The organism is Pseudomonas sp. IT-232MI5, from assembly GCF_949767845.1.
GTDB lineage: Bacteria > Pseudomonadota > Gammaproteobacteria > Pseudomonadales > Pseudomonadaceae > Aquipseudomonas.
Genome location: NZ_CATKQE010000022.1, coordinates 529,849 through 554,739, shown reverse-complemented (window position 1 = coordinate 554,739; position 24,891 = coordinate 529,849). Strand labels below are relative to the sequence as shown.

The 24,891-nt window shown below is 60.8% G+C and carries 17 protein-coding genes; 8 read left to right on the top strand and 9 right to left on the bottom strand.

What is annotated here, in order from left to right; all coding sequences use genetic code 11:
- Positions 1-21 precede the first annotated feature (21 nt).
- The 4 genes from ACM6JQ_RS15920 to pvdM all read right to left on the bottom strand — a co-directional run bounded on the left by ACM6JQ_RS15920 (position 22) and on the right by pvdM (position 5,359).
- Entirely contained in the window at positions 22-1,671 is a 1,650-nt protein-coding gene (locus ACM6JQ_RS15920; protein WP_095111780.1) for a cyclic peptide export ABC transporter, read from the bottom strand.
- A gap of 109 nt (positions 1,672-1,780) precedes the next feature.
- Entirely contained in the window at positions 1,781-2,668 is an 888-nt protein-coding gene (locus tag ACM6JQ_RS15915) for a formylglycine-generating enzyme family protein (protein WP_007913354.1), read from the bottom strand.
- A gap of 37 nt (positions 2,669-2,705) precedes the next feature.
- Entirely contained in the window at positions 2,706-3,992 is a 1,287-nt protein-coding gene (locus ACM6JQ_RS15910; RefSeq protein WP_095111779.1) for an aminotransferase class V-fold PLP-dependent enzyme, read from the bottom strand.
- Positions 3,989-5,359 carry a pyoverdine-tailoring dipeptidase-like protein PvdM gene (gene pvdM, locus ACM6JQ_RS15905; protein ID WP_095111778.1) on the bottom strand — a complete coding sequence of 457 codons (1,371 nt, stop codon included), beginning with the start codon at positions 5,357-5,359 and terminating at the stop codon, positions 3,989-3,991. The genes ACM6JQ_RS15910 and pvdM overlap by 4 nt, the downstream gene beginning before the upstream one ends.
- Positions 5,360-5,566: 207 nt before the next feature.
- Here pvdM and ACM6JQ_RS15900 point away from each other — a divergent pair, with 207 nt between their 5' ends.
- The gene (locus ACM6JQ_RS15900) at positions 5,567-7,192 is read left to right on the top strand and encodes a PvdJ/PvdD/PvdP-like protein (protein WP_095111777.1); all 1,626 of its coding nucleotides are present in this window, start codon (positions 5,567-5,569) and stop codon (positions 7,190-7,192) included.
- 181 nt (positions 7,193-7,373) lie between these two features.
- On the opposite strand, the gene ACM6JQ_RS15895 is transcribed toward ACM6JQ_RS15900, so the two are convergent.
- The 3 genes from ACM6JQ_RS15895 to ACM6JQ_RS15885 are packed head-to-tail and all read right to left on the bottom strand — an operon-like array spanning position 7,374 to position 11,913.
- Entirely contained in the window at positions 7,374-8,768 is a 1,395-nt protein-coding gene (locus ACM6JQ_RS15895; RefSeq protein WP_414894161.1) for an efflux transporter outer membrane subunit, read from the bottom strand.
- A 7-nt stretch (positions 8,769-8,775) separates the two neighbouring features.
- A complete protein-coding gene (locus ACM6JQ_RS15890) occupies positions 8,776-10,749 on the bottom strand; it encodes a MacB family efflux pump subunit (RefSeq protein ID WP_414894160.1) in 1,974 nt (657 codons plus the stop codon).
- Positions 10,750-11,913 carry an efflux RND transporter periplasmic adaptor subunit gene (locus ACM6JQ_RS15885; RefSeq protein ID WP_095111774.1) on the bottom strand — a complete coding sequence of 388 codons (1,164 nt, stop codon included), beginning with the start codon at positions 11,911-11,913 and terminating at the stop codon, positions 10,750-10,752.
- Positions 11,914-12,234: 321 nt separating this feature from the next.
- Between ACM6JQ_RS15885 and ACM6JQ_RS15880 the strand changes: the two genes are divergently transcribed.
- The 7 genes from ACM6JQ_RS15880 (at position 12,235) to ACM6JQ_RS15850 (ending at position 22,957) form a co-directional block, all read left to right on the top strand.
- Complete coding sequence (locus ACM6JQ_RS15880; RefSeq protein WP_042704912.1) at positions 12,235-12,717, top strand: sigma-70 family RNA polymerase sigma factor; 483 nt, start codon at positions 12,235-12,237, stop codon at positions 12,715-12,717.
- Between the two features lie 131 nt (positions 12,718-12,848).
- The gene (locus ACM6JQ_RS15875; protein ID WP_414894159.1) at positions 12,849-14,183 is read left to right on the top strand and encodes a lysine N(6)-hydroxylase/L-ornithine N(5)-oxygenase family protein; all 1,335 of its coding nucleotides are present in this window, start codon (positions 12,849-12,851) and stop codon (positions 14,181-14,183) included.
- A gap of 577 nt (positions 14,184-14,760) precedes the next feature.
- Positions 14,761-17,460 carry a magnesium-translocating P-type ATPase gene (mgtA, locus tag ACM6JQ_RS15870; protein ID WP_414894158.1) on the top strand — a complete coding sequence of 900 codons (2,700 nt, stop codon included), beginning with the start codon at positions 14,761-14,763 and terminating at the stop codon, positions 17,458-17,460.
- A gap of 172 nt (positions 17,461-17,632) precedes the next feature.
- Positions 17,633-18,349, top strand: a complete 717-nt coding sequence (locus ACM6JQ_RS15865) for an MgtC/SapB family protein (RefSeq protein ID WP_007913384.1) — start codon at positions 17,633-17,635, stop codon at positions 18,347-18,349.
- Between the two features lie 173 nt (positions 18,350-18,522).
- Positions 18,523-18,966 (top strand): chemotaxis protein CheY, encoded by a 444-nt coding sequence (locus ACM6JQ_RS15860; protein WP_414894156.1) that lies wholly within the window; start codon positions 18,523-18,525, stop codon positions 18,964-18,966.
- A gap of 135 nt (positions 18,967-19,101) precedes the next feature.
- A complete protein-coding gene (locus tag ACM6JQ_RS15855; RefSeq protein ID WP_007913386.1) occupies positions 19,102-19,728 on the top strand; it encodes a response regulator transcription factor in 627 nt (208 codons plus the stop codon).
- 10 nt (positions 19,729-19,738) lie between these two features.
- Entirely contained in the window at positions 19,739-22,957 is a 3,219-nt protein-coding gene (locus ACM6JQ_RS15850) for a transporter substrate-binding domain-containing protein (RefSeq protein WP_414894155.1), read from the top strand.
- A gap of 11 nt (positions 22,958-22,968) precedes the next feature.
- Here ACM6JQ_RS15850 and dkgB read toward each other — a convergent pair whose 3' ends face one another.
- Both dkgB and ACM6JQ_RS15840 read right to left on the bottom strand, forming a co-directional pair.
- Entirely contained in the window at positions 22,969-23,772 is an 804-nt protein-coding gene (gene dkgB / locus ACM6JQ_RS15845; protein WP_123374799.1) for a 2,5-didehydrogluconate reductase DkgB, read from the bottom strand.
- A 162-nt stretch (positions 23,773-23,934) separates the two neighbouring features.
- Entirely contained in the window at positions 23,935-24,843 is a 909-nt protein-coding gene (locus ACM6JQ_RS15840; RefSeq protein ID WP_007913389.1) for a LysR substrate-binding domain-containing protein, read from the bottom strand.
- Positions 24,844-24,891: the final 48 nt, after the last annotated feature.

Here is a 24,891-nt window from a genome sequence, read left to right as displayed (position 1 = left end):
GCCTGGCCGCGGCCGCGTCGATCAAGCGGTTTGCAGTTCGCTCTTGACCCTGCCGGCCTCCATGCGCACCAGTTGATCGGCGACGTCGAAGTAACGGTCATCGTGGGAAATGACGATGATGGTCTTGCCCAGACGTTTGAGGTCTGGCAACAACTCTGTGTAGAAAATACGCCGGAACGTCGGGTCCTGATCGGCCGCCCATTCATCGAACACCAGCACCGGCCGCTCTTCGAGCCAGGCATTGACCAGTGCCAGACGCTTGCGCTGGCCGGTGGACAAATCGGTGGTGCTGAACGCACCGTCGCGCACGCTGACCTTGTGCGCGATCTCCAGACGTTCGAGGTAGCGAGTCGCGTCCTGCGGGACTTCGCGGTCGCCCTGAATCAGATCGTCGAACAGGTAATAGTCGGCAAAAATCGTCGTGAAATTCTGCCGGTAGTCATCGCGGTTGAGCGCGGTGATCGGCTGATCGTTGACGCGGATCTCGCCTTCGGTCGGCGCATACAAACCCAACAACAACTTGATCAGCGTGGTTTTGCCGCAACCGTTTTCGCCGACGATAAACACGATGTCGCCCTGTTCAATACGCAGGTTCACCGGCCCCAGACGGAACGGCTCACTGCCTTCCACAGGCGGGAAGGCGTAACGCACGTTGTGCAGTTCGAGGCTGTTGACCGCGCCGGGTTTCTTGCCCTGATCTTCCAGCAGCAGGTGCGGTTCGGGTGAGGAGAATTGCTCACTCAGCTCGGCGATGCGGCGGAAGGCAATCTGCGCACGGCTGATGATCGGCAACGTGCTGACCAGATGCTCCAGCGGCCCCTTCATGTACAGCAGCACCAGGACGAAGCCGCTCATTACCGCTTTGTCGCCGCTGGGCCAGAAGGATTGCAGGGCCAGCGCCATGCCGATCACCACGAAGAACAACATCGAGCCGAAGGACTTGGCGATGACGAAGGTGTTGATGGATTTGATCTGGGTGTCGCAGATCTTCTCGGCGGTTTTCTGAATCCCGGCGACAAACATACGCTGGCGACGCGGGCGATGAATGCGCAGTTCCTTGGCACCCTCGGCAATCGCGTTGTAGTGTTTTTGCAGTTCGTCTTCGGAATCACGGGCGGCGTAGAAACCGCGCATGCCTTTGGCCCGGGCAATCGCCTGAATGGTCGTGCCGATGGCAATCGCCACCAGCATCATCAGGAACATCGGCCAGGACAGCATGGCCAGATAGCCGAGGCAGCCGAGGGTGACGGTCATGGATATCGCCAGCGGGGCAAACGCGAAAGCGAAGTCGCTGATGGTGTCGACGTCGTGGGTCAGCACCGGGATCAACCGGTGGCTGCGATAGCGTTCGATCTGGTCGATTGGCGCCGACAAGACCTTCTCCCCCAGCTCTTTGCGCAATTTGGCGATGATGTGCTGGCCGACGTAGTTGGTGCCGATGTCGGACAGGATCGTCGTCAGCAAGGCCAGCGCACAGAGGCCGGCGAAGATCATCACCACCGTGCGGGTCAGGCCGTCGTCGGAGTGCAGGGCATTGTTGATGGTTGCCAGCAGCACGGTGACGCTCAGGCCGCCGATCATGCCGAGCACGATGGACACAGAGACGATCAGGCGGAAGGGCTTGAGCAAGGCGAACAATTCGTTGATCGCCCCACGCGTAGGCTTGGTCATGGAGGATTCCTGCTTCGGTGCGGAGGGAGTGCCGGTACTAAAGGAAAACGAATGGTCACGGACTTTCTTTAAACGACCGCAGACGGGACTGCGGTCGTGGCGGGCAGGATCAGAGGTCGCGCACTACGCGAAACCCGAGCCAGTCGCCCTTGCTGGTTGGCCAGCTGCTGTTGCGGTTGCCGGAACGCGAGAACACCGGCGCCTCGCCCCAGTCGTTGCCACGCATGACTTGGCGTTCGCAGTTTTCCTGAGTCCATGGGCGACCGTCGTTCGGTACGCCGGAATAATCCTTGTGATAGCAGTCGGCGGTCCATTCGTAGACGTTGCCGTGAGCGTCGTAAACGCCGAAGGCATTGGCCGGGAATGTGCCGGCCGGGGAGGTGAAGTTGTAACCGTCGGCGGCGCCATAGGTGTTGGCGTGTTTGGAGATCTGGTAGTTGTTGCCTTCATCGAACGGGAAAGGGAAGGGCCCGCTGCTGCCGCCGCGTGCGGCGTACTCGCGGATCGATTCGCTTTGCAGGCGATAGGCATGACCGGTTTTTTTCGACAACCAATCGATGTAGCCCTGGGCTTCGGCGACGTTCATGCACACGGCCGGGTCGCGGGCAGTCTGTTTGAATTCCGGTTTGCCAGCGGTGCAGCGGCGGCCCGGGCGATCATCGAAGTCGTAAGGCTTGTTGCCGGTTTCGCGCACATACGCGTCCCACTCGCCGACCAGCACCTGAAAGCGGCTGATGGCGAACGGTTTGCTGAAGGTCACGTCGTGGCGCGGGCCTTCGTCCGGTTCGCGGCCGACTTCGTCATCCGGGGTGCCCATGGTGAAGGTGCCAGTCGGCAGCACGACCATTTCCGGGCAGTCCTTGCAGTCCTTGAACACTTTGCCCGGCGCCGGCGGCGTCGCCGCTTGAGCAGCACCGGGCAGCAGGCCGGCGCACAGCGCGGTCAGGGCCAGCGCGGGCAGGGCCTTGAAGGTGAAACAGGCGTGAGGCTTTTTCATGAGTCGTCTCTGTGAAAGGAAAACTGGAGTCGAGGGATCAGGCGCGCCGTTTTTTTTCGAGGAGGGCCATGAAACGCTCCACTTCGGCTTCGTTGTTGAGCAGGCCGGGCGCCGTGCGAATCACCGGGCCGACGTCGCGGCTGACCGCATCGCAGATCACCCGGTTTTGCATCAGGTAGGCGGCCACTTCGTCGCTGTCCTGGCCCTTGACCCGGAAGAACGTGAAACCGGCAGAAAATTTCGGCTCGAGCGGGGTCACCAGTTCGATGTCCGCGCGTTCGCGCAGGCGCTGTTTCAGATAGCTGTTGAGCTGATGAATGCGTGCCTGAACGTCGGCCTTGCCCAGTTGCAGGTGCAATTTGAACGCTTCGTCCACCGCCCAGCGATGCTCGAAGGCGTGATAGCCGCCCGGGGTCATGATGGTGGCGAAGGAAGTGGCTTCGGAGAACGTCGGCACGCTCGGGCTGACGTACTTCAGCTCTTCGCTGCGGCTGCATACGATGCCGGTGCCGCGCGGACCGAACATCCATTTGTGGGTGCCGGCGATAAAGAAGTCGCAGTTCATCTGCGGGAAACTCAGATCATCGACACCGAAACCGTGCACGCCGTCGACCACGTAGATCAAGCGGTCCTTGTCGTCACGTTGACGGTTGTGTTCATCGACCAGCCGCGAAATATCGCTGATCGGCAATTTCACGCCGCTGCCCGAATGCACCCAGGTCATGCCGAGTACGCGGGTCTCAGGGCGAATGTTGCGGTTGATCGTGTCGAGCACCTGATCCGTGGAAATGCTTTGCGGCGTTTCGAACAGCTTGAGTTTGCGCACCCGGGTGCCATCGCGGCGGCTGCGGAAATCGAGGATGTTGCGCGTGGAATAGTGTTCGTGTTCGGTGGTAAGGATTTCCTGATCCGCGCGCACCTGCACGCTGCCATAAATCATCGCCAGGCCTTCGGTGGTGCTGCCAGTGAGGGCGATCTGGCCGGGCTTGGCTTGCAGGTACTTGCCGGCCCAGACCCGCACGTTTTGCTGCAATTGTTCGTTGCTCCCCAGATCCCAATCCATCGCCAGTCCCGGATTCCGGTCGAGCGTGGCGCGATGGCGTTCGATGGCTTCGCGCACGGGTTTGGGATGGGAGGTGATCAGGAAGTTGGCGAAGTGGATCGCCTGCGGGTCCTGATCGAACAGCTGGCGCAATTGCGTCCATTTGTTCGCAGAAGCCACTGGCGAAGTCGTGGCCATTGCCGGCGCCGCGAGGCTGGCGCCGAATGGCAGGGCAGCCGCCATCACACCGGCCTGTTTCAGAAAGGTCCGGCGGTCAGTCATGGCTTGGCAGTGTCCTGACGGGAAATCAGCGCCGGTTTCGCGGCTTTCTGCACTTGATCCCAGACGCGCATGAAGTTGCCGCCCCACAGCTTGGCGATGTCCGCTTCGGAGTAGCCGCGCTGGATCAGTTCGGCGGTGACGTTGCGGATTTCGCCAACGTTCTCCCAACCCTTGATACCGCCGCCGTCGTTGAAGTCGGACGAGATGCCGACATGGTCGATACCGATTTTGCGCACCGTGTAATCGATGGCGTCGCCGAGATCCTTGAGGGTCGCTTTGGGCTCTTCTTCAAGGATGCCGTAGAGGCCGCTGGCGTACTGGCCGAGTTTCTGTTCCGACCAGGCGGTGATGATCGGATCGCCCGGCATCAGCGCCATGGCCAGGTTTGGCAGTGGCGGCAGATCGAAGCGTGCGCGCAGGGCGTTGAGTTTGTCCTGCGTGCCCTGGGTCAACGGTTTGAGGTACTGCGAGAAACCAACCACCTGAACCACGCCGCCGCTGTTCTTGATCAGTTGCAGTTCCTTGTCGCTGAGGTTGCGCGGAATATCCACTGCCGCACGCGGCGCCGAGTGCGAGGCCACCAACGGCGTGCGGCTCAACTGCGCAACCTGTTCCAGGCCTTTGGTCGACATCTGTGAAACGTCGATGATCACGCCCAGATCGTTCAAACGCTGCACCGCTTGCTTGCCGATATCGGAGAGACCGTCGAGGGCGTCCGGCGAGTCATTGAAGAACGGCAGCGGCCTCGACGAGTCCGCCCAGCTGTTGTTGCCGATGTAGCTGAAGCCGAACATGCGCATGCCGCGCCCGGCCCACAGGTCCAGTTTGCTCAGGTCGTTGCCCAGCGGATAGGCGTTGAGCATGCTGATGAAAATCGCAAACTTGCCTTCGCCATGCAGGCGGCGGAAATCATCCGGGGTGTAGGCGATGCCGACCTGATTGGGGAAGTCGCGGACCATGCCGGTGATGATCTTGTAACGGACTTCCTGCTGGTTGCGGGCTTCTTCGACAAAACCTTCGGTGGGGCGATGCGGGGCATTGGGGCCATTCCACATTTCCGGCCAGCCGAACACGGTCAGCGCAGCGCCCGACAAGCGCCCGCGATTGGCCTTGATCAGGTCGAACTGGCCGGAGCCGTCCTTGTCGGCTTCGTTGCCATGGGCGCCGAAACTCAGCGGTACGGTGATGTGGCTGTCGAACGAGAGGATGCGATCCTGCAACTCGGTCGCCTGCTTCATCACTTTTACCGGGTAGCCGGGGTTGTCCCGAAACCAGTAATCCCAGGCCAGAAACCCTGCGCCGGCGCTGATCGCCAAGGCCAGCGGCAGGCCGATAAATAGAGCCTTTTTCGAACGCGGTTTTGTCATTGCCATCTCATTCAGGTTCGCCGTCGAGGTGCAGGCGCAGGGGCCTTTGCTATCTGGGAGGAACGAGTGGCCGGGCGGGTAATTTAGTCGCGCGCAGGAAAAGCGCTGACGGCGCATCGCGATCTTTTGCCGGGGCCGTAAATTTCCCCGGCGAGCAAACGTTCTAGCTTGGATAAAGCCTGCTTCATGGCTGACACAGGTAGGGCAATGACGATCTCTCGACGCTGGTTCATGGCGGGCATGGCACTCACGGGCGCCGCGCTGCCTGCCGCTTTTTATGCACATCGTGAGCTGACCCGCGAGGAGTTTCCGATCACCCCGGGAGAGGCCACGGTCGACCTGGCCGATACGGCTGGTCAACAGTTGGCGGACAACCTGCGCGGCGTCTGGGATATCCGTTTCAGCGGCGCTGCGGCGGGGCTCGATGGCTTGCCACGCGAAGGCCTGGAGCTGTTTCTCGACATTGCCCACCGGGGTCGCGGCCTGCGTGGGTTTCTCGATACCGGTGCCAATCTGCGTTCAGCAGAACCTGCGCGTTATCAAGTGATCGGCGATCTGGCACCGGGCAACGGCGCCGAATTGTACTGGCGGCTGATGCGTACCGATGCGCCGCACGCGCCGCCGGTCTACGAATTCAAAGTCAAACTCGACGAAGTCTGGGCGGCATTCGGCAATGCCGGCAGTGGCACGTTCACCGGGCAAGTGTTGCGCCTGGATCGGCCGTTGGCGCTGCCCGAACTGGACAATCACTTCATCGCCATCAAGCGACGTTTTCCCGAGGCCCGCGAACGCACCGGGTTGAACCCGACGCTGTTGGCGTGGCTGGTCGCGCCGGAACATCGCCTGTTCCACCAGCTCTGGCACGCCAGCCGCGACAAGTGGCACAAACTCTCGGAGAAAAAACGCGACGCCCTGCGCGGTATCGGCTGGCAACCCGGCCCCCGTGACAAGGAGCGCGATGCCCGTGGGCCGAGCAAGGATCGCAATGGTTCGGGCATCGACTTCTTCTTCATGCACCGGCACATGCTCGGCAAGGCCCGTTCGATGCAGGATCTGCCGTCATGGCAGGCCTTCCCGATGCCGCAGCCGGAACTGGAGCGTGACCGCCAGGGCTTCGCCCGCTATTTCGACAATCACGACGGTGACGCGCTGCCGCCCACCTGGCTGACCGAAGGTGACGACGAGTACACCAAGTGGGTCAGCGACATCAAAGCGGCCGAGACCTACCACAGCAATTTCCAGGTGTGGGAATCGCAGTACCGCGACCCACGCTACCTGGCGAAACTCAGCCTCGGCCAGTTCGGCTCGGAAGTCGAACTGGGCCTGCACGACTGGCTGCACATGCGCTGGGCGTCGGTGGCGCGGGATCCGTCCAACAACATTCCGGTGCCGATGGCGCGCGATCAGGCGGACTTCGCGGCGCGCTGGTATGCGCCGGAAAACGACTTTCTCGGCGACCCGTTTTCCTCCCATGTGAATCCGGTGTTCTGGCGTTTCCACGGCTGGATCGATGACCGTATCGAAGACTGGTTCCGTGCACATGAGCGTTTCCACCCGGGAGAAGTCAGCCGGCTGGAAGTCAACGGTGTGCCGTGGTTTGCGCCGGGGCGCTGGGTTGAGGTCGACGATCCTTGGCTGGGGCCGGACACCCATGGCTGCAGCACCGTGCCGGGGTTGCAAATCGGCCGTTCGGTGGAAATGGACCCGGAAACCATGAAGCTGGCGTTGCGCATCACGTTTGGCGATGAAGACAACATGGCCGACCTGTTCCGCAAAGTGCCGCAGCGCCCGTGGTACGCGCGACATTTGAAAGTGAAAGGCCGGCAACTCTAAGCGCAAAAAAAATCGCAGCCTGGTGCTGCGATTTTTTTTGCCCCGAGAATTCAATCAGTCACGACGCGATCCCCGTGTAGGAGCTGCCGAAGGCTGCGATCTTTTGATCTTGACTCTTAAAAGCAAGATCAAAAGATCGCAGCCTCGTTGCACTCGACAGCTCCTACAAGAGATGTTGCTGTCAGATAACCTGCCAGCCACCGCCCAACGCTTTGTACAAGGCAATGCTCGCCTGCAGTCGCGACAAGCGCAGTTGCACATTCATATCCTGCGCCGCATACAAAGTGCGCTGGGTTTGCAGCACCGTCAGCAAGTCTTCGGCACCGGCCTGATAACGGCTCTGGGCGATGTCGAACGCAGTCTGCGCCTGGCTCAGCTCTTCGCTTTGCCACTGGCGCTGTTCGTCGAGGCCGCGAATGCTGCTCAGGGCTTTTTCCACGTCGGCGAAGCCATTGATGATCGCCCCTCGATAGGTTTCCAGCAGTTCGTCCTGACGCGCCTTGGCCTTGTCGCGCTCGGCGCTCAGGCGACCGTTGTTGAAGATCGGCGCGGTCAAGCCGGAAGACAGGTTGTAGAACGTGGTGCGCAGCAGGTCCGCCGCCAGATCGGCGCCGGTGCCGAGGCTGGCGGTCAAGGTGATTTTCGGCAACATGGCCGCGCGAGCGACGGTGACGTCAGCCTGAGCCGCTGCCAGTTTGGCTTCGGCGCTGGCGATGTCCGGACGCCGGCTCAGCAGATCGCTGGGCACGCCACTGGCGATATTCGGCCACTGCAACTGTTCGAACGACTGTTGCGGTGACGACAGTGTCTGCACTGGTTGGCCGAGCAGGGCGGCGAGGGTGATCAAGGCTTCGCGGGCCTGTTGTTGCACCAACGGCAATTTGCGCTGCTGTTCCGCTACCAGGCTTTTTTGCTGGGCCAGTTCCAGCGCGGTGGCGCTGCCGGCGTCGAAACGGGTCTGCACCAGGTGCAGGACGTTCTGCGCATTGGCCAGATTGAGTTCGGCAATGCGCGCCTGTTCGCGCAACGCCAAGGCTTGGGTGTAGCTGCTGGCCACGCCGCTTTGCAGGGTCAGCTCGACGGTGGCACGGTCGAATTCGCTGGCCTGGACGCCGAATACGGCGCTGTCGCGGGCCGCGCGTTTACCGCCCCAGAAGTCGATTTCGTAACTGGCGCTCAACTCGGCGTCGTAATAATCCAGCGAGCGATTATCCGGGCTGACGTCCAGCTGGCTATAGCCTTTGCCGTGCAACAGTTTCTGTCGATTGGCATTGAGCCCGGCCTTGATTTCCGGGAGCAGCGGGGCGCCGGCAATCGTCGCACTGGCCTGGGCTTGCCTGACTCGCGCAACAGCGGCGCCGAGGTCATGGCTGCCCAGTCGCGCCTGTTCGACCAGTCGATCAAGTTCGGGGCTGCCGAACTGCGTCCACCATTGGCGGTTGCTCTGCACGGCACCGGGCTGCTCAGGCGACTGCCACGCGGGCGGTGGCTGCACGCCGCTGTCGGGGCGCGGCGCAGGGCTGTTGCAGGCCGCCAGCAACAGGCTGGCGGCAAGGAGTGTCAGTGGCGCTTTCATAGATCGATCATTCACTGGTAAGGGCCGTGACCGGGTCGAGCCGGGCAGCCTTGCGGGCAGGCATGAAGCCGAAGAGGACGCCGGTGACCAGCGCGCAGGCGAAAGCACCGATGACGGCCAGCCATTGAAACGCGATCGCCACGCCGCTGAACCACAGCACGCCGCCGACCAGCATCGCCAGACTGATGCCAGCAATGCCGCCGACCACCGAGAGCATCACCGCTTCAGTGAGGAACTGGCGCAGGATGTCGCGCTGTCGTGCACCCGTGGCCATGCGGATACCGATTTCCCGGGTGCGTTCGCGCACGGTCATGAGCATGATGTTCATCACGCCGATACCGCCGACCAGCAAAGAGATTGCAGCAATGGCGCCGAGCATCAGCGACAGCGTGCCTTGCGTGCGTGCTTCGGCCTGAATCATTGCGGCGTTGTTGGTCAGTTCGAAATCCTTCTTGCCGTTGTGCCGCCGCAGCATCGCCTGTTCGATCGCCTGCTCGGCGTCTTTGACCTTGCGTGCGTCCTTGGCGGCGATCACCACGTATTCCGGATTGCGGCTGCCGAACAGGCGCGTGCTGGCCGCCGAGTAGGGCACGGCGATGCGGTTGTCGCTGTCGGAATCGCCGGAGCTCGAGCCCTTTTCCGCAAGAACGCCGAGCACCTGAAACGGCACGTTTTCGATCAGGATGTACTGGCCGATCGGGTCGGCGACATCCTTGAGCAGCTTGTCGCGCACTTTGGTACCGATCACCGCCACGGCGGCGGCGCTGTCTTCATCGGCCTGGGTGAAGTAACTGCCCTGAACCACCGGCCAGTTGAAAATGCTTGGAAAATTGGTGTCGTTGCCACCGACGTAGCTGCTGTGGTCGGCGTTGCCGAAACGCACGCCAGCGGTCGAGCCGTTGACCGGCATGATCCGTTCCACCTGGGGCAGGGCGGCCAGCTCGGCGACGTCGTCGAGGGTGATGATGCCCGGTGGCGTGCGCGGGTTGGGCGCGGCGCCGCTGAGGTAAATGATGTTGGAACCGAAGGCGCCCATCTGTGCCATCACCTGGCGTTTGCTGCCTTCGCCCACCGCCAGCATCACCACCACCGAGGCCACGCCGATGACGATCCCCAGCAGTGTCAGCGCAGTACGAAAACGATTGATCCACATGACCCGCCACGCCGCTTGCACGGCGTCGACCAGTTCACCTTTCCAGGCGCCGGTCTCGGTGCTGCCGGTGCTCAGGCGCTGGCGCAGATCCACGGCTTGCAAGGCGCCGGGGTTGGCGCTGCGTGGTGGCGCTGACGGCTGTTCGGCGGTGTCGCTGATGATCAGCCCGTCACGAATCTCGATGATGCGTTTGGCCCGCTGCGCGACTTCGCGGTCGTGGGTGATGAGAATCACCACATGGCCCTGACCGGCGAGTTCGTCGAGCAGGGTCATGACCTCGGCGCCGCTGTGGCTGTCGAGGGCACCGGTGGGTTCGTCGGCGAGAATGATGTGGCCGCCGTTCATCAACGCCCGGGCAATCGACACCCGCTGTTGCTGACCGCCGGAAAGCTGATGCGGGCGGTTGCCGGTGCGGCTGCCCAGGCCGAGCCGCTCCAGCAAGGCACTGGCCCGGGCGTGGCGTTCGGCGGCCGGGGTGCCGGCGTAGATGGCCGGCATCTCGACGTTTTCCTGGGCGGAGCCGGACGGAATCAGGTGATAACCCTGGAACACAAAACCGAACGCTTCGCGGCGTAGCCAGGCCAGTTCATCGGTATCGAGCTGGGCGACATCTTCGCCGGCGAAGCGATATTCGCCGCTGGTAGGGCGGTCGAGACAGCCGAGAATATTCATCAAAGTCGATTTGCCGGAGCCGGATGCGCCGACGATGGCGACGAACTCGCCAGCATGAATCGACAGGTCGATACCGCGTAATACTTCCACCAGCGGGCTGTCATTGCCGCCGTAGGATTTGCGGATCTGCCGCAGGTCAATCAGAGGGGTTTGCATTCAGCCTCCGCTGCCGGTGGCCGGCGCGCTGAGGATGTGATCGCCTTCGACCAGGCCTTCAAGCACTTGTGTGCGCAAACGGTCGCTGATGCCGGTGCGCACGTCACGTGCCTGGATTTCGCCGTTGGCGGCGACGATCTGCGCCCGTTGCCACTGCGGCCGTGAGCCGGGTTGCAGGGCGGCGGTCGGCACGGTGAGGGTGTCCTGTGCCTGTTGCGCAACGAAGAACACCTGCGCGGTCATGTCGGTCATCAGGCTGTTGTCAGCGTTGTCGACGTCGAGCAACACGGTGTAGAGCACCACGCGTTCGCTGCCGCTGCGACCGCTGGTGGGGCTGCCGCCCTGATTCTGTTCGAGCGGGCGCGGTGGCACTGGCAGAATCTGCCGCACCGTGCTGCTCCAGCGTCGGCTACCGCCGCTGAGGGTGGTGAAGTAGGCGGTCATGCCGGGTTTGACGTGACCGATGTCCGCTTCGGAAACCTCGGCCCATACGGTCATCGGCGAGAGCCTGGCGATGCGCAGGATCAGCGGGGTTTGCTGTTGCGCATTGAGTGTCTGGCCTTCCCGGGCGCCGACGGCCACGACTGTGCCGCTCATCGGTGCATAAATGCGTGTGTAGCCAAGTTCCGCTTCGTCACTGCGCAGGCTGGCCTGAGCCTGACGGATCTGCGCCTGGAACATGTCGATGCGGGCCTGTGTCGCGCGCACTTCGGCGCGAGCCGTCTGCACGTCTTCTTCACGGGTGGCACCACCGGCGGCGAGCTTTTGCTGGCGCTGGTATTTCTGTTGCGCGAGATCGTGCTGGGCGCGTTGCTCCTGCAGCTGCGCCTTGAGGTTCTCGATGGAAAACCGCCCGGCATCCAGTTTGGCCTTTTGCGTGGAGGGGTCGATCTCCACCAGCAACTGGCCTTCCTTGACCGTATCGCCAGCCTCGACATGAATCTTCTGAATCTGCCCGGAGGCCTGCGCACCGACATCCACGTAACGGCGTGGCTGCAACGTGCCCAGTGCGGTCACGCTGTTTTCGATACTGCTGCGAGTCACTTGCACCGTGGCGAGGGCGTCGCGCCCCGGCGGCAGGACTTGCCACGCGGCAACGGCGATCACGGGAATCAGACAAAGGGCGGCGAACAAGGCGCGTCGGGCGGGGCGGGGACGTTTCATGCAGGGTTCCGGCCAGTGGGTTCGGCCCGTCATTCGGCCAGTACACAGGCGTGCAGGGGCGCTGAACGCTGTCGCATGGCACGACAGATACGGGGAGCTGTCCTGTAAACGATGCATGGGCAAGGGAATTTAAGCGCCCACACATCATGTAACAGGTGTCCGGGCAGGACTATTTGGTCGGGATGTGGAATCAGCTCTTTAAATCTATATGAGAATTACTATAAATTACGCACCTCAAGTTGCCACTATCTTGCTACTGCCAATTCCGTGGCGGGATCAGTGTGCTCAAGGACAGGAACTGCATCGATGCGGTCGGGAGTCATGTTGGAAAACTACTATCGTGAGCTGGTGTGTTTCCTTAACGCCAAGCTGGGCAACCGTCAGGTGGCCGAAGATGTGGTGCATGACGCTTATGTGCGGGTGCTGGAGCGTTCCAGCGACACGCCGATCGAACAACCGCGGGCCTTCCTTTACCGCACGGCATTGAACCTGGTCATCGATGATCATCGGCGCAACGCCTTGCGCCAGGTCGAATCACTCGATGTGCTGGACAGTGAAGAACGCTATTTCACCCCGTCGCCCCATGGCACGCTTGACCACGGCCAGCGTCTGGAGATGCTCCAGCGCGCGCTGGCCGAGTTGCCGCCGCGTTGCCGTGAAAGTTTTCTGCTGCGCAAGATCGAAGGTCTGTCCCATCCGGAAATTGCCGAGCACCTCGGGATTTCCAAGGCGTTGGTAGAAAAACACATCGTCAACGCCATGAAACATTGCCGCTTGCGGATTAAACAATGGGATGCCCATTGATCCTTGCTGGTTAAATTTCCGTTCATCGTCCTCGTTCCTACTCAACAGACGACCTGCTGACCTGATTCAGGCCGGTCAGGCCACCCAGGCTTTATCCCCGCGTTGAGGGGTTCATCCAGAGGACACTGGAAATGACACAGGCAATTGCATCGCCCATCGTTCACGACCTGATCGGCGTCGGTTTCGGCCCTTCGAACCTGGCGCTGGCCATCGCTCTGCAAGAGCGCGGGCCGACCCACGGCGAGCTGGATGTGCTGTTCCTCGACAAGCAGGCCAACTACAGCTGGCACGGCAACACCCTGTCGACGCAGAGCGAGTTGCAGATTTCCTTCCTCAAGGATCTGGTGACCCTGCGCAATCCCACCAGCCCGTATTCGTTCGTCAATTACCTCAAGTACCACGGTCGTCTGGTCGACTTTATCAACCTCGGCACGTTCTATCCGTGCCGCATGGAGTACAACGATTACCTGCGCTGGGTCGCCGGGCAGTTCACCGAGCAGAGCCGTTACGGCGAAGAAGTGCTGACCATCGAGCCGGTGCTGCACAACCAACAGGTTGAGGCGCTGCGCGTGATTTCCCGTGGCAGCGACGGCCAGCAGCATGTACGGACCACCCGTTCGGTGGTGGTCAGCGCCGGTGGCACGCCGCGCATTCCGGAGGCGTTCAAGGCACTGAAAGGCGACACCCGTGTGTTCCACCATTCGCAATACCTGTCGCAAATGGCCAAGCAGCCGTGCGTGAACAATCAGCCGATGAGCATCGCGATCATCGGTGGCGGGCAGAGCGCAGCAGAAGCCTTTATCGACCTGAACGATTCGTTCCCGTCGGTGCAGGTCGACATGATCCTGCGCGGCTCGGCCTTGAAGCCTGCCGATGACAGCCCGTTCGTCAACGAAGTGTTCTCGCCGGAGTTCACCGACCTGGTGTTCCAGCAGAACAGTGCCGAGCGCGAACGTCTGGTCAACGAGTACCACAACACCAACTATTCGGTGGTCGACATCGACCTGATCGAACGCATCTACGGCATCTTCTATCGGCAGAAAGTCTCGGGGATTGCCCGCCACGCGTTCCGCACCCTGACTACCGTCGAGAAAGCCACCGCCACCGACAACGGTATCGAACTGGCTGTGCGCAACAACGCCACCGGCGAAGTCACCGTGCGCAACTATGATGCGGTGGTATTGGCTACCGGTTACGAGCGGCAGATGCACCGCAAACTGCTGGCACCGCTGGAAGAATACCTCGGCGACTTCGAGGTCGATCGCAACTACAAACTGATCACCGACGAACGCTGCAAGGCCGGCATCTACATGCAGGGCTTCTGCCAGGCCAGCCATGGTCTGAGCGATACGCTGTTGTCGGTGTTGCCGATTCGCGCGGACGAGATTGCCGGCTCGCTGTATGAGCATGGCAAGAACTGTGGGCATCGTTCGATGGCGGATCTGTTGTTGGCGACTGCCAGCTAACGCCGATTTCCAGGCCAGATCGTTCCCACGCTCTGCGTGGGAATGCCTCAACAGACGCTCCGCGTTCGGCCTTCGATAGGGACGCGGAGCGTCCCGGGCTGCATTCCCACGCAGAGCGTGGGAACGATCATCCTGAACCCTTCCTGAACATCCCCCACATTCCCCGACACACCTCCTTTTGCCGGTTTACTCTCACATCATCGGGGCGTAAGCTTCGCGCGTTTTCATCAATAGCGGAGACCCACAGTGGGTACTTGTTCGAGTGACAGTTGTCGGCCGGTCTCGGTAACCGGCAGATTCTCGGCAAGATAACGCGCAGCCTTTCTCTGCCGTTGTCTCGCCGTAACAGCGAGCAGCGGCATCCCGTGCATGACCCGTCCTGGGCCATGTCTGGACGTTCCTTCTCATCGACGCTGAACAGAGCGTGATTGCGACTTTATCGTCGTGATCGCAGCCCTATCGACACGCCTGTCGTTTCTGACCGGCGCGCCAGGCCTTGCCGTGCCGGTTGTTCCGGCGGACGAGGCGCGGCCGTACCTGCTTGACGGTTTCCCGGCTGACCATAGGGGCAACAGCCATGAAACTTACGCTCAAGGAATTCTTCGCAGGTTTTCTGCGGACCCGCCACATCGCCCGGCACTTCCGTCGCCTGGCGCTGCTGGAATCGATCAACGACACCACGGTCAGCCGTGAAGTCCCGCCCACGTTAGCCAACACGTTGGTCGATGCCGCGCAGTGCGACAGCGGTGTATTGCTGTCGTCATTGGGCACGCACTCCGATGGCCTCACTGATTTCGAAGTCGATGCGCTGCGTGCGCAATACGGTCTCAACGAAGTCGAACATGAGCAGCCTCTGCCGTGGTGGACGCACCTGTGGCACTGCTACAAAAACCCGTTCAACCTGCTGCTGACGTTGTTGGCGGTGATCTCGTGGCTGACCGAAGACCTCAAAGCCGCCGTGGTGATTTTTTCCATGGTGGTGCTGTCGACGCTGCTGCGCTTCTGGCAGGAAAGCAAATCCAACCAGGCCGCCGACGCGCTGAAAGCCATGGTCAGCAACACCGCCACGGTGATGCGCCGTGATGCGCCGCGCAGCGAATTGCCGATCAAGCAACTGGTGCCGGGCGATCTGATCGTGCTCTCGGCCGGTGACATGATTCCTGCTGATTGCCGCGTGCTCAGCGCCAAGGATCTGTTCGTCAGTCAAGCGGCGATGACCGGTGAATCGATGCCGGTGGAAAAATTTCCGCGTCAGGCTGATCGCGACACGCGCAATCCGCTGGAGCTGGACAACATCCTGTTCATGGGCACCAACGTAGTGTCCGGCACCGCTGTGGCGGTCATTCTGACCACCGGCAACAGCACCTATTTCGGTGCTTTGGCCCAGCGTGTCGGCGCCACTGATCGCGCAGTGACTTCGTTCCAGCAAGGCGTGAATAAAGTCAGCTGGTTGTTGATCCGTTTCATGTTCGTCATGGCGCCGCTGGTGCTGTTCATTAACGGTTTCACCAAGGGCGACTGGACTGAAGCGCTGCTGTTCGCGCTGTCGATTGCCGTTGGCCTGACCCCGGAAATGCTGCCGATGATCGTCACCTCGACGCTGGCCAAAGGCGCGGTGTTTCTGTCGCGTAAAAAAGTCATCGTCAAACGTCTTGATGCGATTCAAAACTTCGGCGCCATGGACGTGCTGTGCACCGACAAGACCGGCACCCTGACCCAGGACAAGATCTTCCTCGCGCGCAATGTCGATGTCTGGGGCGCAGATTCCGATGACGTGCTGGAAATGGCTTACCTCAACAGCTACTACCAGACCGGTCTGAAAAACCTGCTCGACGTCGCGGTGCTGGAACACGTGGAAGTCCACCGTGAACTGAAAGTCGGCACGGCGTTTCGCAAGGTCGATGAGATCCCGTTCGACTTCAATCGCCGACGCATGTCGGTGGTGGTCGAAGGACGTGGCCAGCCACATCAACTGATCTGCAAAGGTGCGGTGGAAGAAGTATTGGCGGTGTGCAGCCGCGTGCGGCACGGCGAAGTCGATGAAGCCTTGAGCGATGAATTGCTGACCCGGATTCGTCAGGTCACCGCAGCATTCAACGCTGAAGGCTTGCGCGTGGTGGCCGTGGCCGCACGCTCGATGCCGGAAGGTCGCGACACTTACAGTCTGGCTGATGAAAATGAACTGACGCTGATCGGCTATGTGGCGTTCCTCGATCCGCCGAAGGAAAGCACCGCGCCAGCGCTCAAGGCTTTGGCTGAACACGGTGTGGCAGTGAAGGTGCTGACCGGTGATAACGAACTGGTCACCGCGAAGATTTGCCGCGAAGTGGGCCTTGCGCAACAAGGTCTGCTGCTGGGCAACGACGTCGAGCGCATGAGCGATGCTGAACTGGCCGTGGCCGTGGAAACCACCAATGTCTTCGCCAAGCTAACGCCGTCGCACAAGGAGCGCATCGTGCGCATCCTCAAAGGCAATGGCCATGTGGTCGGCTTCATGGGCGACGGCATCAACGACGCGCCCGCGCTGCGTACCGCCGACATCGGCATTTCCGTGGACAGTGCGGTGGACATCGCCAAGGAAGCCGCCGACATCATCCTCCTGGAAAAGAGCCTGATGGTGCTGGAGGAGGGCGTGCTCGAAGGGCGGCGCACCTTCGCCAACATGCTCAAGTACATCAAGATGACCGCCAGCTCCAACTTCGGCAACGTGTTCTCGGTGCTGGTCGCCAGTGCGTTCATTCCATTCCTGCCAATGCTGCCGATGCACCTGCTGGTGCAAAACCTGCTCTACGACATTTCGCAGATTGCGATTCCATTCGATAACGTCGATGAGGAAATGCTGAAAAAACCGCAACGCTGGCAGCCGGGCGATGTCGGGCGCTTCATGCTGTTCTTCGGCCCGATCAGTTCGATCTTTGACATCACCACGTTCGCCTTGATGTGGTACGTGTTTGACGCCAACACCCCGGATCACCAGACCCTGTTCCAGTCCGGCTGGTTCGTGGTCGGGTTGCTGACCCAGACGCTGATCGTACACATGATCCGCACGCCGAAGATTCCGTTCCTGCAAAGCCGCGCCGCCATGCCGCTGCTGGCGATGACCGGGATCATCATGGCGGTCGGCATCTTTCTGCCGATGGGGCCGCTGGCGCACTACTTCAAATTGCAGGCGCTGCCATCGCTGTACTTCGTGTTCCTGCCGGTGATTCTGCTGGCGTACATGGCGCTGACCCAGGCGGTGAAAGGCTTCTACATCCGCCGGTTCGGCTGGCAATAACAGCAACACCGCTGCCCCTCTGTAGGAGCTGCCGAAGGCTGCGATCTCTTGATTCTGCTTTTTTTAGATCAAAAGATCGCAGCCTTCGGCAGCTCCTACAGGAGTGTTCGTTTCACCTGGATTTCGAGCAAACCCTACCTAAGGGATTGTTGTGTTTTTAAGAGATTTGACTATGCAAGCCATCAACAACCTCAACCTCGATTCGCTGCTCGACACCCTGGTCAGCCTCAGCGCTGCGTTCATTCTCGGTGGTCTGATCGGCTTCGAGCGCCAGTACCGGCAACGCACTGCCGGCCTGCGCACCAACGTGCTGGTCGCGGTCGGTGCAGCGATTTTCGTCGACATGGCCAACCGGCTCGCCGGTGCTGAAGGCGCGGTGCGCGTGGTCGCCTACGTGGTCTCCGGCATCGGTTTCCTCGGCGCCGGGGTGATCATGCGCGAAGAGGGCAACGTGCGCGGCCTCAACACCGCTGCAACGTTGTGGACTTCAGCAGCGGTCGGCGCCTGTGCCGGTGCCGACCTGCTTGCCGAAGCGGTGCTCGGCACACTGTTCATTCTGGCCGCCAACACCTTGCTGCGGCCAATCGTCAACAACATCAACCGCCAGCCCTTGGACGTGGTTTCGGCTGAAGTCACCAATATCGTCTATGTCATCGCCCGGCGCTCCCAGCAAACCGCCGTGTTCGCGTTGCTCGAAGCCGAGCTTGAACGCAGCAACTACCCGGCCAGCGACGTCGATGTGCATGCGTTCGGCGCCGATGAAATCGAAATCGAAGCGACGCTGGCGACGACGTCGGTCGATGGTGATGAACTGGATGCGCTGGTCGCAAGAATCTCGACGTCGGCATTGGTGGTGCAGGCGTTCTGGAGTCCGAGTACCACCGAATAAAGCGCTCTTCATCTTCAAGGGGTTTCAGTCGGTCACTAAAACGTCGAGTGAGGGGGCTGGCTCGTTGAGCCTGCGATGAATAGCCGTATTTTTCGGAATATTCCTACAGAACCCGCCGTAGGGCTTGCGTAGTCTTGCCACACCCAGAAAACGCAAATCCCGGGAGATTGACCATGATCACGAAAACCCTGCGCATCCTGATCGCCGACACGCAGCATTTCCACCGGATGAAAATCGAACGTCTGTTCAACAGCCTCGATTACTACCGCGTGGCTCCGGCACAGAGCCTCACCGAATTGCTGACGCTGGTGGACTACGGTTGCGAGCCGTTCGATGTGGTGGTCATCAATGCCGAGCTGGCCGCAGGTTCGCTGGATCTGCTGGGGTTTTTCCTGGATAACCCGCAAGTTTGTCAGGCGCTGATCTACAACGAATCCACCGCGCCATTACAACAGGCCTCGGGTTTCGCCCAGGAAAATGTGCAAATCAGCCATTTGGCACTGCCCTCAAAACAGTCGATCAGTCAGTTGATGGCGCTGGTCGATACACCCGCGAGACGGCAGCTTTTGTCAGCCTGCCAGCCATATTCACCGCTAAAATTCGCTGCTCATGCATAAAAAAACACTGGCCGCAACTGTCAGGTCTGACAGGTGATTTGCTCGCCGTTCCATGTAACAGTCCCGGCGCAGCCACTGAGTCTGGATCAGCCCCCATCGGTGGCCTGTTCGTCAGACTTTGCACCGGGAGTGGCCATGAAGTCAGCGCTGATCGTCGACGATCATCCAGTGGTGCGCGCCGCCATCCGGATCGTGTTGCAAGCTGCAGGATTCAAAGAGATCTACGAGGCGTCCCAAGGCAACGAGGTGGTGTCGCTGATTCGGGAACACCAGCCTCGATTGGTGATACTCGATCTGAACTTGCCGGTACTCGGTGGGCTGGAGGTTCTTGCCCGGATCAAGGCCAATGATTTTGCTTGCCGCGTGCTGGTGTTCAGCACACACGAACCCATGTTCTATCAGGATCGCTGCGTGCGTGCCGGGGCCATGGCCTACGTGACCAAAACCAATCAACTGGAGCAATTGCGCAACGCCATTCGGGCGGTGATGTCGGGGCATACCTATTTTTCTACGCTCCCGGACATTTTCAGCACGCTGAATGCCGTGCAAACCACGGAGAAACAGATGATCGATCAGCTCTCCGATCGTGAGTTGAGCATTTTCCAGCAACTGGGGCAGGGCAAGTCCAACAAGGCGATTGCTGAGGACATGCACCTGAGCCACAAAACCGTCAGCACCTATAAAACCCGTCTGATGAAAAAGCTCGGGGTCCGCTCAGCGGTGCACTTGCGCGATTTCGCCAAGCGCAATCATGTGATCTGAGCGAGCGGACATGAAGCAGGGATGGCAGATTTTCTGGCTGTGGCTGAGTCTGATAGCCACCTGCTGGGCGAGTGACACGCCACAAGTGCTGCAAGTGCTGACCCGCAGCGGGCCGGAAAACAACCAGTTGCGCCTGGACGAACAGGACCGGCAATGGCTGCGTCAGCACCCGGTACTGCGCATGGGCGTTTCTGGTCCGGATTACCCACCGTTCGAGATCACTCGCAATCAGCATGAACTCGAAGGGTTGACCGCCGATTACGCTGATCTGCTGGCGCAGTTGCTCGGTGTGCGCATCGAAGTGCAGCGTTTTGCCAACCGCGATGCCGTGATGGCGGCACTCAAACGCGGTGATCTTGATCTGCTGGGCACTTCCAACAGTTTTGAAGCCGCCGACCCGGACTTCATTCTGTCCCGTGCTTACGCCGAAGATCAGCCGATGCTGGTGACTCGGCTCGAAGAGCGGTTGCCGAGCGATCTGGCCGGCAAGCGTCTGGCCATGGTCGAGGACTATCTGCCACTGGCCAGCGTACAAGCGTTCTATCCCCAGGCCAGCGTGCAGCGCTACCCTTCGGCGATGGATGCGCTCGGGGCGGTGGCATTCGGCGCGGATGACGTGTATCTGGGCGACTTCATCAGTGCCAACTACCTGATCAACACCAATTATCGTAACGACCTGCAGTTGGCCGGCCCGGCGGGACTGGACGCCAATTCGTTCGGTTTTGCCCTGTTGCGCAGCGACGCGCGTCTCAAACGCATCGTCGATAAAGCGTTGACCGCCATCCCCATGGAGCGCCGGCAACGTATCGAGCAACGCTGGAGCGCAGGCCTTGCCGAAATGGCTGAACAGTCGCGGGTGCAACTCAGTGCCAGCGAGCAGGAGTGGCTGGACCAGCATCCGGTGGTGCGCGTCGGTGCCATCGAAGATTTCGCACCGCTGACTTTTTTTGATGCCGATGGCCGTTTCAGCGGGCTGTCGGCGCAACTGCTGAGCCTGATCAGCCAGCGTAGCGGGCTGAACTTCGAAGTTGTGCGCGGAACGTCGCTGGATCGCCAGATCGAACAGCTCAAGGCCGGTGAACTCGATGTATTGCCGGTGGTGACGCCGAGCAGCGAGCGCGAAACCGAACTGCAATTTACCCGCGCCTATCTGAACAATCCGTTTGTGCTGGTCAGTGCAATCACCGTGCAGGGACCGCTCAACCTTGATGATCTGAACGATAAACGGCTGGCGATTTATCGCGGCCATCCGTTACGCGGATATTTATTGGAACGGGTGCCGCGCATCCGTCTGATCGAAGTCAAAAGCCCCGCCGAAGGCATGGCGTTGATCGCCAAAGGCCAGGTCGACGCCACGGTCAGCTCGTTGCTGGTAGCGCGCTTTCTGATCGCCCGTCACTACCGCGAGCGTCTGCGCATCAGCGGCACGGTCGGTGATCAACCGGCGCGCATTGCGCTGGCGACGGCGCCGCACATGCCGGCACTGCATTCGATCCTGAACAAGGCTTTACTGAGCATCGCCCCGCAACAGATGGACGAATTGGTTGAACGCTGGAGCCACGATGTGGTTGTGGATGACAGTTACTGGTTACGGCATCGTCGCGAAATTCTGCTGGGCTTTGCCGGTGCCGCGGTGTTGCTGACGCTGGCGCTGGCCTGGATCGTTTTTCAGCGCCAGCAGATTCGTCGGCGCCAGCAATGGTTGCAGCAATTGCAGGAAGCCAAGGAGGCGGCGGACGACGCCAATCGGGCGAAAACCACGTTTCTGGCGACCATGAGCCATGAAATCCGTACACCGATGAACGCCTTGATCGGCATGCTTGAACTGGCCTTGAAGCGCGCCGAGGAAGGCCAGACCGATCGTTTGGCCATTCAGGTGGCCTCCAATGCCGGGCAACAATTGCTGGCGCTGATCGGCGACATTCTCGACATCGCGCGGATCGAGACCGGGCATTTGTCCCTCGCGCCGGAACGCGCCAACCTGCGCGAACTGGTGGTGTCGGTGTGTCGGGTGTTTGAAGGGCTGGCGCGCCAGAAGCGTTTGTTGTGGCACATCGAACTTGATGCTCGCAGCGATGTTGACGTGCTGATCGACCCGACGCGCTTCAAACAGGTGCTGTCGAATCTGTTGAGCAACGCGATCAAGTTCACCGAGGAGGGCGAGGTCAGTCTGCGGCTGGTGGTGACCGCAATGGTCGCCGAACACCTGGCGGTGAAGGTACTGATTGAAGACAGTGGGGTGGGGATCAGCGACGACGATCGGCGACGGCTGTTCAGCCCGTTCGTGCAGGCGGGCGCTGATTCGCAAGCGGCCCGCAGCGGCTCCGGACTGGGTCTGGTGATCAGTCGCAGCCTCTGCGAAATGATGGGCGGCACGCTGCGACTCGACAGTGCACAGGGTGAAGGAACGCAGGTCGAAGTCAGCCTCGAGCTGCCGCTGTTGGAAGCCCTCGCTCAGGCCCCGGCGCCGTCCTACACACTGATCGCCGCTACGTGTTCATTGAGTGTTCTGGTGGTGGACGATCATCCGGTGAACCGCTTGCTGCTGTGCTGGCAGTTGACTGAACTCGGCCATCGCACGGTCGACACCGTGAACGGCGATGAAGGGCTGGAGCGCTGGCGTGCACAGGCGTTCGATGTGGTGATCACCGATTGCAACATGCCGCGGCGCAACGGTTATCAACTGGCGCAGGCCATTCGTGATGAAGAAGCAATGGCTGGTCGCGAACCCTGTCTGATCCTCGGCTTTACCGCCAACGCTCAGGTTGAGGAGCGCACGCGCTGCCTGAATGCCGGCATGGACGACTGTCTGTTCAAACCGATCCGCTTGCACGACCTGGCGCAGGCATTGACGGCGGCCAGTCATTGCGACATCGCGGCTGCCCCCGGCGAAACGCCGGTGTTGGCGGAAATCGACCTGAGCACCCTGGAGCAAATGGCCGGGGATGATCATGCCCTGATCGAACAGTTGCGCAAGGAAGTGTTGAACAGTTTGCAGCTCGATCTGCAACGCCTTGATGATTTGCAGCCTGAGCAGGATCGCGCAGGGCTGCGTGAGCTCACTCATCACATCAAGGGCGGGGCGCAGATGGTGGGCGCAGCGCGGGTAGTGGCGGCGTGTGTTGATCTGGAGCTGGCGAGTCAACAGGCGCAAGCGGCAACGCTGGGCATCGCGGTCGAGACGTTGCGCGAGGCCATGGCCAGCCTCGCGCAACGTCTACACATCTGACGCGTGTCGGGTCAGTCCCAATCAGGCGCGATGCCTTTCGGGCTGGTCAGGCGATGGCCGCGATCGAGTGTGGCAATCAGCGCCATATCGGCGTCGCTTAGCGTCAGCGCGGTGGCAGCAAGATTGCTTTGCAGGTTGTCACGTTTGGTCGACGACGGGATCACCGCGTAGCCCGACTGCATCGCCCAGGCCAGGGTGACTTGTGCCGGCGTCGCCTGCAGGCGTTCGGCGATCTGCTGGAGCAACGGATCTTTCAACACTTCACCGTAGGCGAGGGTCATGTACGAGGTGATGTGGATTCCTTGGCTGCGGGCAAACTCGACTACCTTGCGGTTCTGCAGGTACGGATGCAGTTCGATCTGATTGGTTGCGATGTTGTCGGCACCGACGGCCGCGATGGCCTGTTTCATCAAGTCGATGGTGAAGTTGGACACACCGATCTGCCGGGTCAGGCCCAGGCGCTTGGCCTCCAGCAGCGCGCCCATGAATTCTTCGACCGGTACCTGGTTTTCCGGCGATGGCCAGTGAATCAAGGTCAGGTCGAGGTAGTCGGTCTGCAATTTCTGCAGGCTCTCCTTGAGGCTGTCGATCAAACGATCCTTGGCGAAGTTGGCGACCCAGATCTTGCTGGTGAGGAACAGCTCGTCGCGTGGGATGCCGCTGGCCGCAATGGCCGCGCCGACATCGGCTTCGTTTTCGTAGATTTGCGCGGTGTCGATGACCCGGTAGCCGAGTTCAAGGGCGGTGCTCACCGAATCGATGACCACTTGGCCTTGCAGACGAAACGTACCAAGACCGAAAGCGGGTACAGACATGAAAGACTCCAGGGTTGCAGTGGGAATGGGCAGGAGTATCCGTGTCTGAATCGTTGAGAAAAACCGCTGGTGGGGCAAAGCACTGTTGATCAGAAGTCATGAATCTTTTCCAGGATTTGTGTTGTCCGGGCTGGCCTCTTCGCGAGCGGACGCACCACCGATTCAGGCAATGTCACTGTGGGCAAACTCCTCGCCGAGAAAATCAATCAACGTGCGCACCGACGGTAACAACCCGCGCCGCGACGGAAAGATCGCATGCACCACCCCGCACTTCGGCGCCCAACCCGGAATCAGCTCGACGACGCGTCCGGCGGCAATATCCTCACGCACCACCACACTCGGCAAGTGCGCCACGCCAACCCCGGCAATCACCGCCTGACGCAACGCGATCAAATCATCGGTGACCATCCGCGGCGTGTGGCGGATCAGCGCCGTGTGGTCATTCGGCCCCAGCAACTCCCATTGATATTCACGCTGCGCCGCGCCCCAATGCAGGCTCGGCAAACCATTGAGGTCAGCGGGCGAGGGCGGTGACGACAGGCGTTCGACAAACTGTGGGCTACCGACCACCGATTGCGTGCTGTTGCCCAGCACCTTCATGACCATGTCGGTGTTCTCCAGCGGCGGAAAGCGCACGCGCAAAGCAATGTCGAAGCCTTCGTGCAGCAGATCGACGCGGCGATTGGTGCTCTCGATGAACAACTCCACCAGCGGGTACTTGAGCATGTAACGCGTGAGCATCGGCCCGACCCACGAGTTAAGCAGCGCCGTCGGGCAACTCAGGCGCACCAGGCCCTGCGGTTCGGAGCGATTGCGCTCGATCAGCTCGGCGGCGCTTTCGGCTTCGACGCGCATGGCCAGGCAGCGCTGGTAATACGCCTGGCCGATTTCGGTCAGCGAGCAATGGCGGCTGGTGCGGTGCAGCAGGCGTACGCCGAGGCGCTCTTCCAGTTCGGAAATACGCCGGCTGAGTTTTGATTTGGGCATGTCCAGTGCGCGCCCGGCAGCGGCGAAACCGTGGTGTTCGACCACTTGGGTGAAGTAGTAGAGGGTATTGAGGTCTTCCACCATCGTTCTCCAGATAGAACGCTAAGGCTGATTTTTGCAGTCTAGTGCATT

Coding starts and splice junctions, on each gene's coding strand:
- ACM6JQ_RS15875 (WP_414894159.1), top strand. CDS start 12,849: ATGACACAGGCAATTGCATCGCCCATCGTTCACGACCTGATCGGCGTC.
- ACM6JQ_RS15895 (WP_414894161.1), bottom strand. CDS start 8,768: ATGAAAGCGCCACTGACACTCCTTGCCGCCAGCCTGTTGCTGGCGGCC.
- dkgB (WP_123374799.1), bottom strand. CDS start 23,772: ATGTCTGTACCCGCTTTCGGTCTTGGTACGTTTCGTCTGCAAGGCCAA.
- ACM6JQ_RS15850 (WP_414894155.1), top strand. CDS start 19,739: ATGAAGCAGGGATGGCAGATTTTCTGGCTGTGGCTGAGTCTGATAGCC.
- pvdM (WP_095111778.1), bottom strand. CDS start 5,359: ATGACAAAACCGCGTTCGAAAAAGGCTCTATTTATCGGCCTGCCGCTG.
- ACM6JQ_RS15910 (WP_095111779.1), bottom strand. CDS start 3,992: ATGACTGACCGCCGGACCTTTCTGAAACAGGCCGGTGTGATGGCGGCT.
- ACM6JQ_RS15880 (WP_042704912.1), top strand. CDS start 12,235: ATGTTGGAAAACTACTATCGTGAGCTGGTGTGTTTCCTTAACGCCAAG.
- ACM6JQ_RS15885 (WP_095111774.1), bottom strand. CDS start 11,913: ATGAAACGTCCCCGCCCCGCCCGACGCGCCTTGTTCGCCGCCCTTTGT.
- mgtA (WP_414894158.1), top strand. CDS start 14,761: ATGAAACTTACGCTCAAGGAATTCTTCGCAGGTTTTCTGCGGACCCGC.
- ACM6JQ_RS15920 (WP_095111780.1), bottom strand. CDS start 1,671: ATGACCAAGCCTACGCGTGGGGCGATCAACGAATTGTTCGCCTTGCTC.
- ACM6JQ_RS15865 (WP_007913384.1), top strand. CDS start 17,633: ATGCAAGCCATCAACAACCTCAACCTCGATTCGCTGCTCGACACCCTG.
- ACM6JQ_RS15900 (WP_095111777.1), top strand. CDS start 5,567: ATGACGATCTCTCGACGCTGGTTCATGGCGGGCATGGCACTCACGGGC.
- ACM6JQ_RS15855 (WP_007913386.1), top strand. CDS start 19,102: ATGAAGTCAGCGCTGATCGTCGACGATCATCCAGTGGTGCGCGCCGCC.
- ACM6JQ_RS15915 (WP_007913354.1), bottom strand. CDS start 2,668: ATGAAAAAGCCTCACGCCTGTTTCACCTTCAAGGCCCTGCCCGCGCTG.
- ACM6JQ_RS15840 (WP_007913389.1), bottom strand. CDS start 24,843: ATGGTGGAAGACCTCAATACCCTCTACTACTTCACCCAAGTGGTCGAA.
- ACM6JQ_RS15890 (WP_414894160.1), bottom strand. CDS start 10,749: ATGCAAACCCCTCTGATTGACCTGCGGCAGATCCGCAAATCCTACGGC.
- ACM6JQ_RS15860 (WP_414894156.1), top strand. CDS start 18,523: ATGATCACGAAAACCCTGCGCATCCTGATCGCCGACACGCAGCATTTC.